Origin of the sequence: Bacteroides intestinalis, assembly GCF_003464595.1 — a bacterium.
GTDB lineage: Bacteria > Bacteroidota > Bacteroidia > Bacteroidales > Bacteroidaceae > Bacteroides > Bacteroides intestinalis_A.
The window spans coordinates 293512-309225 of the sequence record NZ_QRZF01000001.1; the positions used below are offsets into that span (position 1 = coordinate 293512).

General features: G+C 44.5%; 16 protein-coding genes. 13 read left to right on the forward strand and 3 right to left on the reverse strand.

Annotated elements, in window-relative coordinates; all coding sequences use genetic code 11:
* Positions 1-14 precede the first annotated feature (14 nt).
* The gene (locus DWW10_RS01060) at positions 15-1250 is read right to left on the reverse strand and encodes a glycoside hydrolase family 99 protein (RefSeq protein WP_022394274.1); all 1236 of its coding nucleotides are present in this window, start codon (positions 1248-1250) and stop codon (positions 15-17) included.
* Positions 1251-1275: 25 nt separating this feature from the next.
* The gene (locus tag DWW10_RS01065) at positions 1276-3705 is read right to left on the reverse strand and encodes a glycoside hydrolase family 95 protein (protein WP_022394273.1); all 2430 of its coding nucleotides are present in this window, start codon (positions 3703-3705) and stop codon (positions 1276-1278) included.
* Between the two features lie 563 nt (positions 3706-4268).
* On the opposite strand from DWW10_RS01065, the gene DWW10_RS01070 reads away from it, so the two are divergent.
* From DWW10_RS01070 to DWW10_RS01105, 8 genes are all read left to right on the forward strand, one after another.
* Entirely contained in the window at positions 4269-5516 is a 1248-nt protein-coding gene (locus DWW10_RS01070; RefSeq protein WP_022394272.1) for a glutamate-5-semialdehyde dehydrogenase, read from the forward strand.
* A gap of 66 nt (positions 5517-5582) precedes the next feature.
* Positions 5583-6536, forward strand: coding sequence for a Rossmann-fold NAD(P)-binding domain-containing protein (locus tag DWW10_RS01075; protein ID WP_022394271.1), 954 nt, complete (start codon positions 5583-5585; stop codon positions 6534-6536).
* Positions 6537-6726: 190 nt separating this feature from the next.
* Positions 6727-7368 (forward strand): PASTA domain-containing protein, encoded by a 642-nt coding sequence (locus DWW10_RS01080; protein WP_022394270.1) that lies wholly within the window; start codon positions 6727-6729, stop codon positions 7366-7368.
* A 59-nt stretch (positions 7369-7427) separates the two neighbouring features.
* Positions 7428-8501: an RluA family pseudouridine synthase gene (locus DWW10_RS01085; RefSeq protein ID WP_022394269.1), complete on the forward strand. Its 1074-nt coding sequence runs from the start codon at positions 7428-7430 to the stop codon at positions 8499-8501.
* On the forward strand, positions 8498-9472 hold the full coding sequence (locus DWW10_RS01090; RefSeq protein WP_022394268.1) for a D-alanine--D-alanine ligase: 975 nt from the start codon (positions 8498-8500) through the stop codon (positions 9470-9472). Before DWW10_RS01085 ends, DWW10_RS01090 begins: the two co-directional genes overlap by 4 nt.
* Before the next feature lie 73 nt (positions 9473-9545).
* Positions 9546-10703, forward strand: coding sequence for a hypothetical protein (locus DWW10_RS01095; RefSeq protein ID WP_022394267.1), 1158 nt, complete (start codon positions 9546-9548; stop codon positions 10701-10703).
* Between the two features lie 8 nt (positions 10704-10711).
* A complete protein-coding gene (locus tag DWW10_RS01100) occupies positions 10712-11398 on the forward strand; it encodes a NigD1/NigD2 family lipoprotein (RefSeq protein WP_007660539.1) in 687 nt (228 codons plus the stop codon).
* A 4-nt stretch (positions 11399-11402) separates the two neighbouring features.
* Positions 11403-11792, forward strand: a complete 390-nt coding sequence (locus tag DWW10_RS01105) for a rhodanese-like domain-containing protein (RefSeq protein WP_022394266.1) — start codon at positions 11403-11405, stop codon at positions 11790-11792.
* A gap of 95 nt (positions 11793-11887) precedes the next feature.
* Here the strand turns inward: DWW10_RS01105 and rpmH are convergent, their stop codons facing one another.
* Entirely contained in the window at positions 11888-12049 is a 162-nt protein-coding gene (gene rpmH, locus DWW10_RS01110; RefSeq protein ID WP_002558970.1) for a 50S ribosomal protein L34, read from the reverse strand.
* A gap of 189 nt (positions 12050-12238) precedes the next feature.
* Between rpmH and efp the strand changes: the two genes are divergently transcribed.
* From efp to DWW10_RS01135, 5 genes are all read left to right on the forward strand, one after another.
* Complete coding sequence (gene efp, locus DWW10_RS01115) at positions 12239-12805, forward strand: elongation factor P (RefSeq protein WP_022394265.1); 567 nt, start codon at positions 12239-12241, stop codon at positions 12803-12805.
* A 167-nt stretch (positions 12806-12972) separates the two neighbouring features.
* Positions 12973-13296 carry a DUF1016 N-terminal domain-containing protein gene (locus DWW10_RS01120; RefSeq protein WP_022394264.1) on the forward strand — a complete coding sequence of 108 codons (324 nt, stop codon included), beginning with the start codon at positions 12973-12975 and terminating at the stop codon, positions 13294-13296.
* A gap of 25 nt (positions 13297-13321) precedes the next feature.
* A complete protein-coding gene (locus DWW10_RS01125) occupies positions 13322-14311 on the forward strand; it encodes a glycosyltransferase family 2 protein (protein WP_022394263.1) in 990 nt (329 codons plus the stop codon).
* 19 nt (positions 14312-14330) lie between these two features.
* A complete protein-coding gene (gene radC / locus DWW10_RS01130) occupies positions 14331-15017 on the forward strand; it encodes a RadC family protein (protein WP_007660545.1) in 687 nt (228 codons plus the stop codon).
* A 362-nt stretch (positions 15018-15379) separates the two neighbouring features.
* Complete coding sequence (locus DWW10_RS01135; protein WP_007660546.1) at positions 15380-15691, forward strand: metal-sulfur cluster assembly factor; 312 nt, start codon at positions 15380-15382, stop codon at positions 15689-15691.
* The last annotated feature ends 23 nt before the right edge of the window (positions 15692-15714 follow it).

The following is a 15714-nucleotide window of genomic DNA, read 5'->3' on the forward strand; positions in this document are numbered from 1 at the left end:
GATTCTACTTTGATTTATTTGCGTTCCGGTTGTTTCATTTCCAACGGTTTTTCTTTACGCAACATTTTACCGGCCTGACCTACCAACCATAAATAATGGTCACTTCCGATCCCTTCTTCAATGGGCACAAATGTACTGGCACCAACAGGAACTTTCTTAGCACACTTAAAGATGGCTGTACCCTCGTCTATTTCATCAAACATGGCTACATAAATCATCTCAGCCCCTTCCTTGATAGCACCGGATAACTGTTTCCAGAGGAACGAACCCTTATTGCGCGGTATTTGCACACTATTCTCATGACCTTTCATGTTACGCCAGGAGAAGCCCGGAAAAGCCAGAGGAGCATAGTCTACTTTATTTTTCTTAGCCCAGGCAATATCATCTTTAATCAATTTCTGATAACGGGGATATGAATTCTCATTATAACGCCCCACAAACCACGGCATCACAACATCACACCGTTTTATCAATTCATGCAAGCGAGGGTCCGACTCGGTATCACCATTCAGTTCACGCCAATGTGTAGGTACTCCCAGCATTACACTAAACCCCTGTGCTTGCAGACCATTAATAATCTTTTCTGCTTCGTTCAGACCATAACGGCGACGGTCATTGAACCCTACACCCCAGATTGTAACCAGTGGCTTTCCGTTATGATACAGATAGGACGGGTTCTTAGCATGATCCTTTAAAGCATGGCGCTGAGCTATGTCGGCAATATCCTTTAGCAAAACCTCTTCATCACCGGGACGCATACCACTCAGATCATACATCACGCAAATGGCCCGTTCATACTTATTAGCAGCCTTCATAGCTGAATTCAGTACTACGTTGAAGTGATTCAATCCGCTCTTATTACGAATCTCGCCTACAAAGCGTTGCATAAAAACTCCATCCAGTCCGTACTCTTTCATCCATCTGAAGTGAGTATCCACCGTAGATTCATCATGCGAAGAGAAAGTATAAGCCGGAGTACCATCGGCAAACCTGAATTCCGTCTTATACAGTTTCTTGTACTCCGACACTTCGGGCCAGAAATCAATCGTACAAGAACCGGGACGAAAACCGTCGTGCCCGGTATAGTGATACCAACCACGGCCGGCACCGTCATCAGGGGCATTGAACCACCCCTGATAACCGGCCATCACCAATCCTTTGTACGAATTATACTGCTTGCCAGCAGCTTGTGCTGTAACACCTATTGAAAACAGCAAACATACAATAAACCAATTTATTCTTTTTACCATAACCTATTCCATTTATATCACCTTTTTAAAAAGCTCTTTGCAATGTGTACTTTTCTCCCGGTCGAGTCTGTATATCATACTCATATATCCTGTACAAGATGGGGTACTGTGCCCTTAGTCCTTCGGCCACCAAGGGTTCCTTGATATCTCCACGTTTCATCAACGGGTTCGGATTATCACCTTTAGCCTCTTTCAGACCAGCACCTTCCAATGGTACATACGAACGTATACGCAGGTTTCCACCGATACGTGAAGTTACAGTAGCCGTCGTCAGTTCACCGCCATCCCAGTCCATATCAACTTCGAAAGCGCCACGTGCCACCAAACCTTTCACACTACCTTTGTTCCATGCCGTGGGCAGGGCAGGCAACAGGTGCAGAGCTTCATCATGGCTTTGAAGCAACATTTCGGCCACGCCTGCCGTGAAACCGAAGTTTCCGTCAATCTGGAAAGGCGGATGTGCATCGAACATATTCGGATAAGTACGTCCGTCAGGATTATCCTTCTCCACCAACTTCAGCATATTTTTGATAATCGTATACGCATGATCCCCGTCGAGCAAGCGTGCCCAAAGATTGATTTTCCAACCGATGGACCACCCCGTAGCCATATCACCCCGATAGAGGAGCGAACGCTTGGCGGCCTGGAAAAGCTGCGGATGGGCATAAGGAGAAATCTGATTACTTGGGTAAAGCCCGTACAGATGAGAGACGTGACGGTGATCATTATTCGGATCATCGACATCGGCAAGCCATTCCTGCAACTGGTTATGTTTACCTATCTGCATAGGAGGCAAGCGCTTGATCATGCCTTGCAGGCTATCGCAATACGATGTATGGCCGGGATATAACAACTTCGTGGCGGACAGTACCGAAGTCAGTGCATCCAGTACAATCTGAGTGTCCATGGTACATCCGGCGGTCAGCATGGTTCCCGTTCCCGGAGGACCTTGCTCGGGAGACATGGACGGCGCACAAACCATCCAACCGTACTTAGGATGTTCTACCAGGAAATCGAGGAAGAAATCGGCTGCCCCTTTCAAAGCCGGATAAGCAGTCTGCAAGAAGGCCTGGTCACCCGTATAAAGATAATGTTGCCACAAGTGCTGACTGAGCCACGCACCGCCCAAAGGCCAAACATACGAAGCACCATCCACCGGACCGGCCATGCGCCACAAGTCCGTATTATGATGCACCGTCCAGCCCCGACAATCGTACAAGGTACACGCAGTTCCTTGTGCCGACTCGGACAATTCTTTCACCATTTGGAAAAGAGGTTGATGCATTTCCGGCAAATTGGTTACTTCTGCCGGCCAGTAGTTCATCTCTGTATTGATATTGATGGTATATTTTCCATCCCACGGAGCCAGCAATTCATGATTCCAGATGCCTTGCAAACCTGCAGGTTGCCCACCGGGTTGTGAAGAAGAGATAAGCAAATAACGTCCGAACTGGAACATCAGGGCTACCAATCCCAGGTCTTTTCCCTCGTTAAAGTGCTTAATGCGGTAAGAAGTTTCTTCCTTGCTGGAAGCACCTACATTCAGCGAAACACGTCCGAACAGCTTTTGATAAGCCTCCTCGTGAGCAGCAAGGGCTTGTGCATAGGGGCGTTTCATGGCCTGCGACAAGAACTCTGTTGCACGGCGGGTTTCATTGGCACTTACATCTTTATAATTGACAAAGTTGGTGGCAGCGGTTACATAGATCACTGCTGCGTCTGCTCCTTTCACTTCGATGCAGTCGTTGGTGACGTTGACTTTGCCTTTCTCGGCCTTTATCTGCGTACGGGTTTCAAAGCGGATGGCACCCGGAATGCCTTCGTGTGCAGAGCCATGTCCGGACAGCAGCAGGCTTTTACCGTTCTTTTTTATTTCGTATTCTTTGTACGGAGTGCTATATCGAGTGGTAAAATTGACTGCTCCCGGTTTGTCGGCTTCGATACGCACAATCAGAGCATTATCTGCCAAGGATGTAAACATGGTACGGATATAGTTTACTTCACCTATTTTATAGCGTACGGAGGCTATTGCCTTCTCCAAATCCAGTTCCCTGCGATAATCGGAATAGTCGGCGTGTCCATCAAATTCCAGCATCAGGCTACCAATGGTTTGAAATGGCATGCCGTGTTGTCCGGTAAAGAAGTTGTCGGCAATCATTTTTTCAGCTTCCTTCTCACGTCCGGAGAAAAGCAACTCCCTAACTGTGGGCAATACACCGAGTGCTTTCGGACTATCATTCCGGTGCGGACCACCACCCCAAACAGTCTCTTCATTCAACTGTATCTGCTCGTTAACTACTCCGCCATAGACCATGGCGCCTAAACGCGAATTACCCAGAGGTAATGCTTCAGTCCATACTTTAGCCGGTTGCTTGTACCACAGCTTCAGATCGTCAGCTTTGGCCATCACACAGCAAGCACACAGCAAGCACAGACTTATTAAACGGTTTTTCATGATTCTTAAATTTACATTTTCCAGATGCAAAGAAAAGCGTATCTCATTAATAAAATCGATTAAAATGCATTAATATCGACTTAAAATTATATTAATGCATATCGGACGATGAAATTTACTCAAAATGGAAAAGGAAGGAATAAAAGAGTGATAAGGTGGTAGGGTGATAGAGTGATAAAGTGGCTGCGCTATATATCGCAGGGATTTGTCAGAATTTATCAATAGCAAGATGAACTTTTGTAACTTTCTGATTATCAACATCGTTAAACCATACCCTATTCAGTATACGACTGAACTCTATTAAGTATACGACTGAATGGCATTCACTATACGACTGAATTAGGTTCAGTATACGACTATTTTAGATATATATATCATTTGTAAATAATATGCACCGCTATCCTGTTTTTTTAGTTCATAACCCGATAAAAATGAGAAAATGATATATAGAGCCTTGTCATCCCCTCCTTTCTCTACACATTCTTTTTCAAAGAGATAAAGCAGGCATTCCCAATATAATTACTACATTTGCAGAATAATCAACTACAAAAAGTACAAAGAAGATGGACTTAAACAGAGTATTTGCCACCGTGCAGGAAGCCAGTAGGGAATTGCTGTCGTTAAGCGACCGGGAAATCAATCAGATACTGCTGGCTGTAGCGGATGCCGCCTTGGCAAAGTCAGACTTTATTCTTGCAGAAAACAAGAAAGACCTGGAAAGGATGGACCCTAAAGATCCGAAGTACGACCGACTGAAATTAACCGCCGAACGCCTTCAAGGCATCGCCGCGGATACACGCAACGTAGCTACCCTCCCCTCTCCCGTAGGGCATATACTGAAGGAGAATACACACCCCAAAGGAATGAAACTTAAAAAAACAAGTGTTCCATTCGGTGTTATCGGCATCATATACGAGGCTCGTCCGAACGTTAGTTTCGACGTATTCGCACTTTGTCTGAAAAGTGGCAATGCCTGCATATTGAAAGGCGGTAGCGATGCTGACTACTCCAACCGGGCTATTATTAGCGTAATACACGAAGTTTTGGAACGTTTCCAAGTCAACCCTCATCTCGTAGAATTATTGCCTGCCGACAGGGAAGCAACAGCCGAACTGCTAAATGCAAGGGGCTATGTGGATTTGCTTATTCCCCGTGGCAGCAGTAGCCTCATCAACTTTGTGCGTCAGAATGCTACCATACCGGTTATTGAAACAGGTGCAGGTATTTGCCATACATTCTTCGACCGCTATGGTGATGTGGAAAAAGGTGCTGCCATTATCAACAATGCCAAAACCCGTCGCGTCAGTGTATGCAACGCTTTAGATTGCCTGCTGATTGATGAAGAGCGCCTCAGTGACCTGCCGGTACTTTGTGCTCCGTTGCCAGATAGCCATGTGATAATCTACGCAGATACACATGCATACAACGCCCTGAAAGGCAGCTATCCCACCGATTTACTGAAAGAAGCTACGGAAGAAGATTTTGGAACGGAATTTCTGGATTACAAAATGTCCATCAAAACCGTCCAGTCTATCGGCGAAGCCATAGTACATATCCAAAAATACGGCTCCAAGCATAGCGAATGTATCGTAACGAATGATAAAGCTCATGCCGAACAGTTCTGCCGTGATGTGGATGCCGCCTGTGTGTATGTCAACGTACCAACGTCCTTCACGGACGGAGCACAGTTTGGACTGGGTGCCGAGATCGGTATCAGTACACAGAAACTTCACGCCCGCGGTCCGATGGCGTTGGAAGAGCTCACCACATATAAATGGATTATCGAAGGCGAAGGACAGATAAGAGAGTGATAAGTGGTAGAGTGATAAGTGATTAGCCAAAGCCCCACTATAAATTATAAATCATAAATATATAAGATGAAGAAGTTTACTTGTGTGCAGGACATCGGAAATCTGAAAGCTGCACTGGATGAAGCATTTGAGATTAAGAAAGACCGTTTCAAATACGTAGAGTTAGGACGAAACAAGACGTTGATGATGATATTCTTCAACTCAAGCCTGCGTACCCGCCTCAGCACGCAGAAAGCTGCAACAAACCTGGGTATGAATGTTATCGTACTGGACATCAACCAGGGAGCATGGAAACTGGAAACGGAATGCGGAGTCATTATGGACGGCGACAAACCGGAGCACCTGCTGGAAGCTATCCCCGTAATGGGTTGCTATTGCGACATCATCGGTGTACGCTCTTTCGCACGATTCGAGAATAAAGAAGATGATTACAACGAAATCATCATAAACCAGTTCATTAAATATTCCGGACGCCCTGTATTTTCAATGGAAGCAGCTACACGCCATCCATTGCAAAGTTTTGCTGACCTCATCACTATTGAAGAATACAAGAAAACGGCACGTCCCAAAGTAGTAATGACCTGGGCGCCGCATCCGCGTCCATTGCCACAAGCCGTGCCCAACTCATTTGCAGAGTGGATGAATGCTACTGATTACGATTTCGTCATCACTCATCCCGAAGGCTACGAACTCGACCCGCAATTTGTAGGACATGCCCGCGTAGAATACGATCAGATGAAAGCATTCGAAGGTGCAGACTTCATCTATGCCAAGAACTGGGCTGCCTACGCCGGCGATAATTACGGACAAATTCTAAGTAAGGACCGCGAATGGACAGTAAGTGATCGTCAAATGGCTGTAACCAACAACGCCTACTTCATGCACTGCCTGCCTGTACGCCGTAATATGATTGTAACGGATGATGTCATCGAAAGCCCTCAATCCATTGTAATCCCCGAAGCCGCCAACCGTGAAATATCGGCTACAGTAGTATTGAAAAGACTACTCGAGTCACTTTAAAAAGTGATCCGGACAGCGGACATTGAACTATTATATAAATTTCGCCTTAGTTTGTCTTACACTCTAAGGCGAAATTTGTATTTTTGCTCAAAAAGCAAAGATAAGCTGCACCTCAACATTAAAAATAAGCAAGCTTATTTTGTACTGCTTTCGGTTTACATTATCTTTGCCCCAAATAACGCTAAGGATTATGACAATAAAAGAGTTTTTTTCTTTCCGACAGAATAAATTTTTCTGGGTAAACCTGATCGCAATGATCGTTGTGGTTGCCCTTGTACTGTTTGGAGTTTTGAAGGGACTGGATATATATACCCGTCACGGCGAAGCGGTAGTAGTGCCCAATGTAAAAGGCATGGGAGTGACTGAAGCCGAGAAAATATTCCGCAACCAAGGGCTGACCTGTATTGTTTCCGACTCCAGCTACGTAAAGAACTTACCCGCCGGATGCATCCTCGAACATAGTCCTGCTGCCGGACAGAAGGTAAAAGAAGGACGTACCATCTATCTGACAATAAATACACTGAATGTGCCTTTACAAATCGTTCCCGATGTAGCAGATAATAGTTCCATGCGTCAAGCGCAGGCACGCTTATTAGCTACCGGTTTCAAGCTAGCCGAGAACCAATACATACCCGGTGAAAAAGATTGGGTATATGGTGTGAAGTACCAAGGACGTACACTGACCAATGGCGAGAAAGTTCCCGTAGGTTCCACACTAACCTTAATAGTAGGGGATGGCGGAGCCTTAGCTCAAGAGGCAGATTCTACAAATACGGAAACCACAGGTACTGTTTCTTCCGGTGATTCTGCCACTGATGACTCTTGGTTCTAAACATAATATTCGGGGAATAAGCGACTTTCAATCATAATAACACATAGAAAAAACGAGGAATGATAGAAGAATTGCCGGATGACATAACGATTGATGATGACCTGGACGACGTAGAACCTGTCGGTGATGAGGCACAACTCTATGAGCACTTCCGTGTGGTAGTGGACAGGGGACAGGAAATGATGCGCGTAGACAAATACCTCTTCGATCGTCTGACAAATGCTTCACGCAACCGCATTCAGAAATCAGCAGAAGCAGGTTTTGTAATGGCTAACAACAAGCCTGTCAAAAGCAGCTACAAGGTAAAGCCTATGGACGTCATTACCATTATGATGGACCGTCCACGCTATGAAAATGAGGTCATTCCCGAAGACATCCCACTCAATATTGTTTATGAGGATAAACACCTCATGATAGTGAATAAACCTGCCGGACTTGTTGTGCATCCGGGGCACGGTAACTACCACGGAACTCTGGTGAACGCCATAGCCTGGCACATGAAAGATCATCCCGATTACGATGCCAACGACCCGCATGTCGGTCTGGTGCACCGCATTGACAAAGATACTTCCGGTTTGCTCGTTATAGCAAAGACACCGGACGCTAAAACCAATCTCGGCATACAGTTCTTCAACAAAACCACCAAACGACGTTATCGTGCATTGGTATGGGGAATCGTTGAACAGGACGAAGGAACCATTATAGGTAACATCGGCCGGAATCCCAAAGACCGTATGCAGATGACCGTGTTGCCCGACGACCAAGGTAAACATGCCGTAACCCATTACCGGGTACTGGAGCGTCTGGGTTACGTCACCCTTGTGGAGTGTATTCTCGAAACAGGACGTACCCATCAGATACGTGTACATATGAAACACATCGGCCACGTACTCTTTAATGACGAGCGCTATGGCGGACACGAAATTCTGAAAGGTACTCATTTTAGTAAATACAAACAGTTTGTAAACAATTGCTTTGATACTTGTCCACGGCAGGCATTACACGCAATGACGTTGGGCTTTGTACATCCCGCCACCGGTGAGGAAATGTACTTCACTTCTGAAATGCCCGACGACATGACCCAGCTGATAGACAAATGGAGAAGCTATATCAGTAACAGAGATTTAGAATGAAACGCACGATTGCTATCGTTTGCGGAGGTGATACCTCCGAATTTCAGGTTTCCCTGCGCAGTGCGCAAGGAATCTATTCCTTTATCGATAAGGAGAAGTATACATTATATATCGTCGAAATGCACGGACTCGACTGGCACGTGCAACTTCCTGACGGCAACAAAGCTCCCATCGACCGGAACGACTTCAGTTTTCAGGTAGATGGCAAGAAGGTGACATTTGACTTTGCCTATATCACCATTCATGGAACTCCGGGTGAGGACGGACGTTTACAAGGTTATTTCGACCTTCTTCATATACCTTATTCCTGTTGTGGTGTGCTGGCAGCCGCACTTACTTACGATAAGTTTGCGTGCAACCAATATCTCAAAGTATTCGGTGTGCGCATTGCAGAGTCTTTAGTACTCCGTCAGGGACAGTCTATTTCCGATGAAGATGTAATAGAAAAGATTGGTTTGCCTTGTTTCATCAAGCCCAGCCTGGGTGGTTCCAGCTTTGGCGTAACAAAGGTGAAGACCAAAGAACAAATACAACCTGCCATTGTTAAGGCATTCAGTGAGGCACAGGAAGTCCTGGTGGAAGCCTTTATGGAAGGTACGGAAGTAACCTGCGGCTGCTATAAGACAAAAAAGAATTCAGTAGTATTCCCTATTACGGAAGTAGTAACAGAAAATGAATTCTTCGACTACGACGCCAAGTATAACGGACAGGTTTCTGAAATTACTCCCGCCCGTATCTCCGACGATTTGACTCACCGGATACAGACTTTGACTTCAGCCATCTATGATATCCTGGGAGCTTCCGGCATTATCCGAGTAGATTATATTATCACTGCCGGAGATAAAGTCAACCTGCTGGAAGTGAACACTACACCCGGAATGACAGCCACCAGTTTTATACCCCAACAGGTACGTGCTGCAGGTTTAGACATTAAAGATGTAATGACTGATATAATTGAGAACCAGTTTTAGTGACTAAGGGTTAATGATTAGTGATTGGCACTCAGCTGCTTCACTATTCACAACCAACTAAACGTTAATCATTATGAATATGGAATTTGATGAAATCCGCCCTTATCATGACGAGGAACTCCCTCAGATTTACGAGGAATTGATTGCCGATCCGGCTTTCCAGCAGGTGGCGTCTGCTGTCTTTCCAGAAGTTCCTTTTGAGGCGCTTGCACAGAAAATGCGTGCTTGCAAGACAAAATTAGAGTTTCAGAAAGCATTCTGTTACGTTATTCTGAGAAAGTTTTCCCGAGATACGACCCAGGGAGTGACTTTAGACCATACAGCACAGCCGGAGCACGAATCTGCTTACACTTACATCTCTAACCATCGCGACATTATTCTTGATTCTGGTTTCCTGTCAGTAGAATTGATAGACAAAGACATGGACACGGTAGAAATCGCCATCGGTGATAATCTATTGATCTATCCTTGGATTAAGAAGTTCGTACGTGTCAACAAATCCTTCATTGTACAACGCGCCCTGACCATGCGCCAGATGTTGGAATCCTCCGGACGCATGTCACGCTATATGCACCACACCATTAAGGATAAGAATCAATCCATCTGGATTGCCCAGCGTGAAGGACGTGCCAAAGACTCCAATGACCGCACCCAGGAAAGTGTACTCAAAATGCTTGCCATGGGCGGAGAAGGCGATATTATTGATCGTCTGACTGAAATGAATATTGTTCCATTGGCCATTTCATATGAATACGATCCCTGTGATTACTTGAAAGCACAGGAGTTTCAGTTGAAACGGGATATACCGGATTACAAAAAAACGCAAGCTGATGACTTAAAGAATATGCAAACCGGACTGTTCGGCGCAAAGGGACATGTACACTTCCAGGTGGCTCCCTGCATCAATGGAGAACTGGCTAAATTAGACCGTTCTCTTCCCAAGCCGGAGTTATTCTCAGAAATTGCTGCACTCATAGACCGGAATATTCATGCGAATTATCGTTTGTATCCCGGTAATTACATAGCCCATGATTCTTTATCGGGTACTGAAACCTTCGCCGGTCAATACACGGCCGGAGAGAAAAAACATTTCATGGATTACATTGACCAACAACTTGCCCGCATCGAATTGCCTAATAAAGATATGCCGTTCTTGCGTGAAAAGATATTGCTGATGTATGCCAATCCATTGACGAATTATTTGGCTACCCAAACTGATAATCCGAAATAGAATAAACAATGAAAGGTAAGTTACAATTTCCGGTTTCTTTATCCTGGCTTTTGCCTATACTGTTATGTGTACTGGTTTCCTGTAGCGATGATGACGACTACTATTATCCATCTGTGAAACTGGATTTCCTGACTGCACAAGCAGGTGCCGACGGTAGTTTGCAGTCCATATTGACAGATGAAGGTGAGACGCTTGCAGTAGTGGAAGATGCATCAAACACACGTATAGATGCCAATTCTTCCCTCCGCATTGTCAGCAACTATGGCAAGGCAGCAACTGCCAATGGAGAGTCCGGAGCAAAATTGTATGCAGTACTGAAAGCAATATCTCCTGTTCCACAACCCGAGGATAAATTTAAAGATGGAATAAAACGTGATCCGGTAAATGTATTAAGTATCTGGATGGGCATTGATTACCTGAACTTAATGTTGGAAATCAAATCACAAAATAAAAGCCATGCGTTCCACTTTATAGAAGATGAAATCATCACGGACATAGAAACAGGAACCCGGACAGTACGCCTATCCCTCTATCATGATGATGGCGGAGATGTACAGGCTTATACCAAACGTGCTTATGCATCCGTCCCATTACGGCAATATGCTGAGGATGGAATCAATAAGATAACGGTTTATTTCAGCATCAACACGTATTCTGGCAAAGAAGCGACTTACGAATTTGAATATAATCCTTAATAAGATGAAAATGAATTCTTTTATTGCAGGCATTTGCCTGTTTTTCTCATCACTTTTCTCCTGCCAGCAGAAAGGAGACTTTAAGTCCGTCTCTGTGGAAGATTTCTCCACACTGATTGCCAATCCTGAGATACAACGTCTGGATGTACGTACCGTAGCCGAATATTCGGAATCTCACATTCCAAAGAGCATCAACATTAATGTGCTTGATAAGACTTTTGCCGAAATAGCCGATTCAACCCTGCAAAAAGATAGACCTGTAGCCTTGTATTGCCGTAGTGGCAAACGCAGTAAGAAAGCTGCCGCCATCCTTAGTGAGAAAGGTTATGTGGTTTACGACCTTGATAAAGGTTTCGAAGAATGGAAGAAGGCAGGAAAGGAAATAGAAGAATAATAGAGAAAGAAGTAAATTGGCTCAAATAGAAAAGCCGCAAAGCACTTTATCAGTCCTTTGCGGCTTTCTTATTCTTTATTACAAAGAGAGTTTGCTTATGCTTTTACTCCGTTGTATTCGTCAGAAACAGTCAGTTTCTTGCGGCCTTTAGCACGACGTGCAGCTAATACTCTGCGACCGTTAGCGGAAGCCATTCTCTCACGGAAACCGTGTTTGTTTTTTCTCTTTCTGTTAGAGGGTTGAAATGTTCTTTTCATTACTGTATATTGTTTTATGTTATTATTTCACGTAATCGGGCTGCAAAAATAGGGACTTTTTTCAAAATAACCAAGAGTTAAGTCTTTTTCTCTCAAAACTTTTTGCGATTTTTACTGATTTCCATTACTTTTGCACCCGCAAAGCTCACTGAAGACAATTATATAACATCTAAAATAAAAAATATTAGTATGATTAATGCCCAAGACATTAAAAACGGAACTTGCATCCGTATGGATGGCAAGTTATATTTCTGTATTGAATTCCTGCATGTAAAGCCGGGAAAAGGTAACACTTTCATGCGTGTTAAACTGAAAGACGTAGTGAATGGCTATGTGCTGGAACGTCGCTTTAATATCGGTGAAAAGCTGGAAGACGTACGTGTAGAGCGTCGTCCTTATCAGTTCTTATATAAAGAAGGTGAAGATTATATCTTCATGAACCAGGAAACTTTTGACCAACACCCCATTGCTCACGACCTGATCAACGGTGTCGACTTCCTGCTGGAAGGAAGTGTATTGGAAGTAGTATCTGACGCTTCTACAGAAACTGTCCTTTATGCTGACATGCCTATAAAGGTTCAGATGAAGGTTACTTATACAGAACCGGGTGTGAAAGGTGACACTGCTACAAATACATTGAAACCTGCCACTGTTGAGTCTGGTGCAACTGTACGCGTTCCGTTGTTCATCAACGAAGGCGAAATGATTGAAATCGATACTCGCGACGGTTCTTATGTAAGCCGTGTGAAGGCATAAGCCGGTCCCCGACTACATAGTACGATTATACAAGCTGCCTGTCAGAAGAATTAAACACTTCTGGCAGGCAGTTTTTTTTCTATAGGGAAGCAAAAGAATATACGATTGGGAAGATTATCGGAAAAGAATGATTTATCTTTGTAAGCAATAAGCAATAGAATTGCACCATGAGTAAACTGATAAAGACAGACAACGAATATAAAGAGTGGATAGGCGAACTGAAACAGCGTATCCGCCAGAGCCAGATTAAGGCAGCGGTAAAAGTAAATACGGAGTTATTACGATTATACTGGAGTATAGGAAGTGATATAGTCCGGTTGAAAGCGGAAGCAAAATGGGGAACTAACATAATGTCCCAAATTAGTTTAGACCTCAAAGAAGAATTCTCTAACTTAGGAGGATTTTCTGAAACGAACCTACGCTACATAAAAAGGTTCTATTTATTTTATGGACAGAATCAGCGAGTACCCTACCCAGTATTGAAGAAATAGAAAACGAACTAAAAGACTAACACCTATGAGATACTCCGTCATCATTCCTGTATATAATCGTCCCGATGAAGTGGACGAACTCTTGCAAAGTCTGACCGAACAAAGTTTCAAAGACTTTGAAGTCGTGATTGTGGAAGACGGTTCCTCCATCCCCTGCAAGGAAGTAGTGGACAGGTACCAGAAGCAACTGGACATACACTATTATAACAAACCCAATTCCGGTCCCGGACAAACCCGCAACTATGGTGCCGAACGGAGTACCGGAGAGTATCTGATCATTTTAGATTCTGACTGTATCCTGCCCAAAGGCTATCTTGCCGCCATCGAGAAAGAATTGCAGGTTACCCCTGCCGATGCCTTCGGCGGACCGGACCGGGCACATGAGTCTTTTACGGATATACAGAAAGCTATCAACTACTCCATGACTTCCTTCTTCACTACCGGAGGCATCCGGGGAGGAAAAAAGAAAATGGATAAATTCTATCCACGCAGCTTCAATATGGGGGTCAAGCGAGATGTATATGCCGCATTGGGGGGATTCTCTAAAATGCGTTTCGGAGAAGATATAGACTTCAGTATCCGCATATTCAAAGGCGGTTATCGTTGCCGGCTGTTTCCTGACGCATGGGTGTATCATAAACGTCGCACAGACTTAAAGAAGTTCTTCAAACAAGTACATAATTCAGGGATTGCACGTATCAATCTGTATAAGAAATATCCGGAGTCTTTGAAAGTTGTTCATCTCTTGCCCGCTGCATTCACATTGGGAGTAGCTATACTATTACTTGGTAGTCCTTTCTGCCTTTACAGCCTGATGCCCATTGCTTTATATGCGCTACTGGTATGTGCGGATTCTTCCATCCAGAACCGAAGCCTGCGCATCGGCATCTATTCCATTGCCGCCTCCTTTATCCAGCTTATCGGATATGGCACGGGATTCTGGAGAGCCTGGTGGAACCGCTGTATACTTGGCAAAGATGAATTCGAAGCTTTCAAAAAGAACTTTTATAAGTGATTAGCGATTCACAATCAACATGGAAAAACTAACTATCAATCAGTGGGCGGAAGAAGACCGTCCGCGGGAAAAGATGATGCTGAAAGGTGCAGAAGCCTTGAGCGATGCCGAATTGCTTGCCATCCTTATCGGTTCGGGGAACACAGAAGAAAGCGCAGTATCACTTATGCAGCGAGTACTTTCCGCCTGCAGTAACGACCTGAACCAATTGGGAAAATGGGAAGTACAGGACTTCTCCCGTTTCAAAGGTTTCGGTCCTGCCAAAAGTATCACCATCATGGCAGCACTGGAACTGGGCAAACGTCGCAAACTACAAGAGCGTCCGGAACGCACCACCATCCGCTCTTCCAAAGACATCTACGAAATCTTCCACCCGCTTCTCTGCGACCTGGCACACGAAGAGTTCTGGGTTTTACTCCTCAACCAAGCCTCCCGCGTCATCGACAAATCCCGCATCAGCCGAGGTGGTATCGACCAGACTACTGCTGATGTACGCAGCATCCTGCGTGAAGCTTTAATGCAGCGTGCCACACAAATAGCCCTGATACACAACCATCCTTCGGGCAGTCCACGCCCCAGTACAGACGACCAACGCCTGACGCAACTTGTCCAGAAAGGAGCCCAAACCATGAACATCCGTCTCATCGACCATGTTATTGTAACAGACGGAGTATATTATAGTTTTAACGATGAAGGAATGATTTGAGAGAAAGGATTAAAAGAAGCCGCCCGCATCTCCCTTAGCGCCATTGCAAAAGATAGCATCTTTTGCTACAAAAGGTGGCATGTTTCACATCAAAAGATAGCATGTTTCGCTGCAAAAGATGGCATCTTTTACATCAGCACAATAAAGGATGCAAATGAAAGAGAGTAATGTTTGATGGGAAAGGCTTTAATAATCTGTTTGCTGAGTATCTATAACAGGCTTTTTCAAAACCCGTTCCTTTGTAGTTTCAATTTATTTCTTTAGCTTTGCTTTAAGAAGATAGTCTGTGCTCAGCATAATGCAAATAAATTTGCTTCTGTTTTCGGTTTCAACTATCTTTGCCTAACTAAAATAATACGAATATGACCAAGTTTGAAATAGAAGAAAAAATAGTGGCGATGCTCAAAACCGTATTCGACCCGGAAATTCCGGTAAACGTGTACGATCTGGGACTTATCTATAAAATAGATGTCTCCGACAGCGGAGAAGTTAACATTGACATGACCCTGACAGCTCCCAACTGCCCGGCAGCCGACTTTATTATGGAAGACGTGCGCCAGAAAGTGGAATCAGTGGACGGTGTCACTGCTGCCACCATCAATCTGGTATTCGAACCGGAATGGGACAAGGATATGATGAGTGAAGAAGCCAAGTTGGAATTGGGATTCTTATAAGTACTCAAGTAGTAAGCAGTTAG

Bases quoted from the DNA above. Each gene is read 5' to 3' on its own strand.
- radC (WP_007660545.1), top strand. From the start codon at position 14,331: ATGGAAAAACTAACTATCAATCAGTGGGCGGAAGAAGACCGTCCGCGG.
- DWW10_RS01125 (WP_022394263.1), top strand. From the start codon at position 13,322: ATGAGATACTCCGTCATCATTCCTGTATATAATCGTCCCGATGAAGTG.
- DWW10_RS01100 (WP_007660539.1), top strand. From the start codon at position 10,712: ATGAAAGGTAAGTTACAATTTCCGGTTTCTTTATCCTGGCTTTTGCCT.
- DWW10_RS01075 (WP_022394271.1), top strand. From the start codon at position 5,583: ATGAAGAAGTTTACTTGTGTGCAGGACATCGGAAATCTGAAAGCTGCA.
- DWW10_RS01095 (WP_022394267.1), top strand. From the start codon at position 9,546: ATGAATATGGAATTTGATGAAATCCGCCCTTATCATGACGAGGAACTC.
- DWW10_RS01085 (WP_022394269.1), top strand. From the start codon at position 7,428: ATGATAGAAGAATTGCCGGATGACATAACGATTGATGATGACCTGGAC.
- DWW10_RS01060 (WP_022394274.1), bottom strand. From the start codon at position 1,250: ATGGTAAAAAGAATAAATTGGTTTATTGTATGTTTGCTGTTTTCAATA.
- DWW10_RS01090 (WP_022394268.1), top strand. From the start codon at position 8,498: ATGAAACGCACGATTGCTATCGTTTGCGGAGGTGATACCTCCGAATTT.
- DWW10_RS01120 (WP_022394264.1), top strand. From the start codon at position 12,973: ATGAGTAAACTGATAAAGACAGACAACGAATATAAAGAGTGGATAGGC.
- DWW10_RS01105 (WP_022394266.1), top strand. From the start codon at position 11,403: ATGAAAATGAATTCTTTTATTGCAGGCATTTGCCTGTTTTTCTCATCA.
- rpmH (WP_002558970.1), bottom strand. From the start codon at position 12,049: ATGAAAAGAACATTTCAACCCTCTAACAGAAAGAGAAAAAACAAACAC.
- DWW10_RS01080 (WP_022394270.1), top strand. From the start codon at position 6,727: ATGACAATAAAAGAGTTTTTTTCTTTCCGACAGAATAAATTTTTCTGG.
- DWW10_RS01135 (WP_007660546.1), top strand. From the start codon at position 15,380: ATGACCAAGTTTGAAATAGAAGAAAAAATAGTGGCGATGCTCAAAACC.
- DWW10_RS01065 (WP_022394273.1), bottom strand. From the start codon at position 3,705: ATGAAAAACCGTTTAATAAGTCTGTGCTTGCTGTGTGCTTGCTGTGTG.
- DWW10_RS01070 (WP_022394272.1), top strand. From the start codon at position 4,269: ATGGACTTAAACAGAGTATTTGCCACCGTGCAGGAAGCCAGTAGGGAA.
- efp (WP_022394265.1), top strand. From the start codon at position 12,239: ATGATTAATGCCCAAGACATTAAAAACGGAACTTGCATCCGTATGGAT.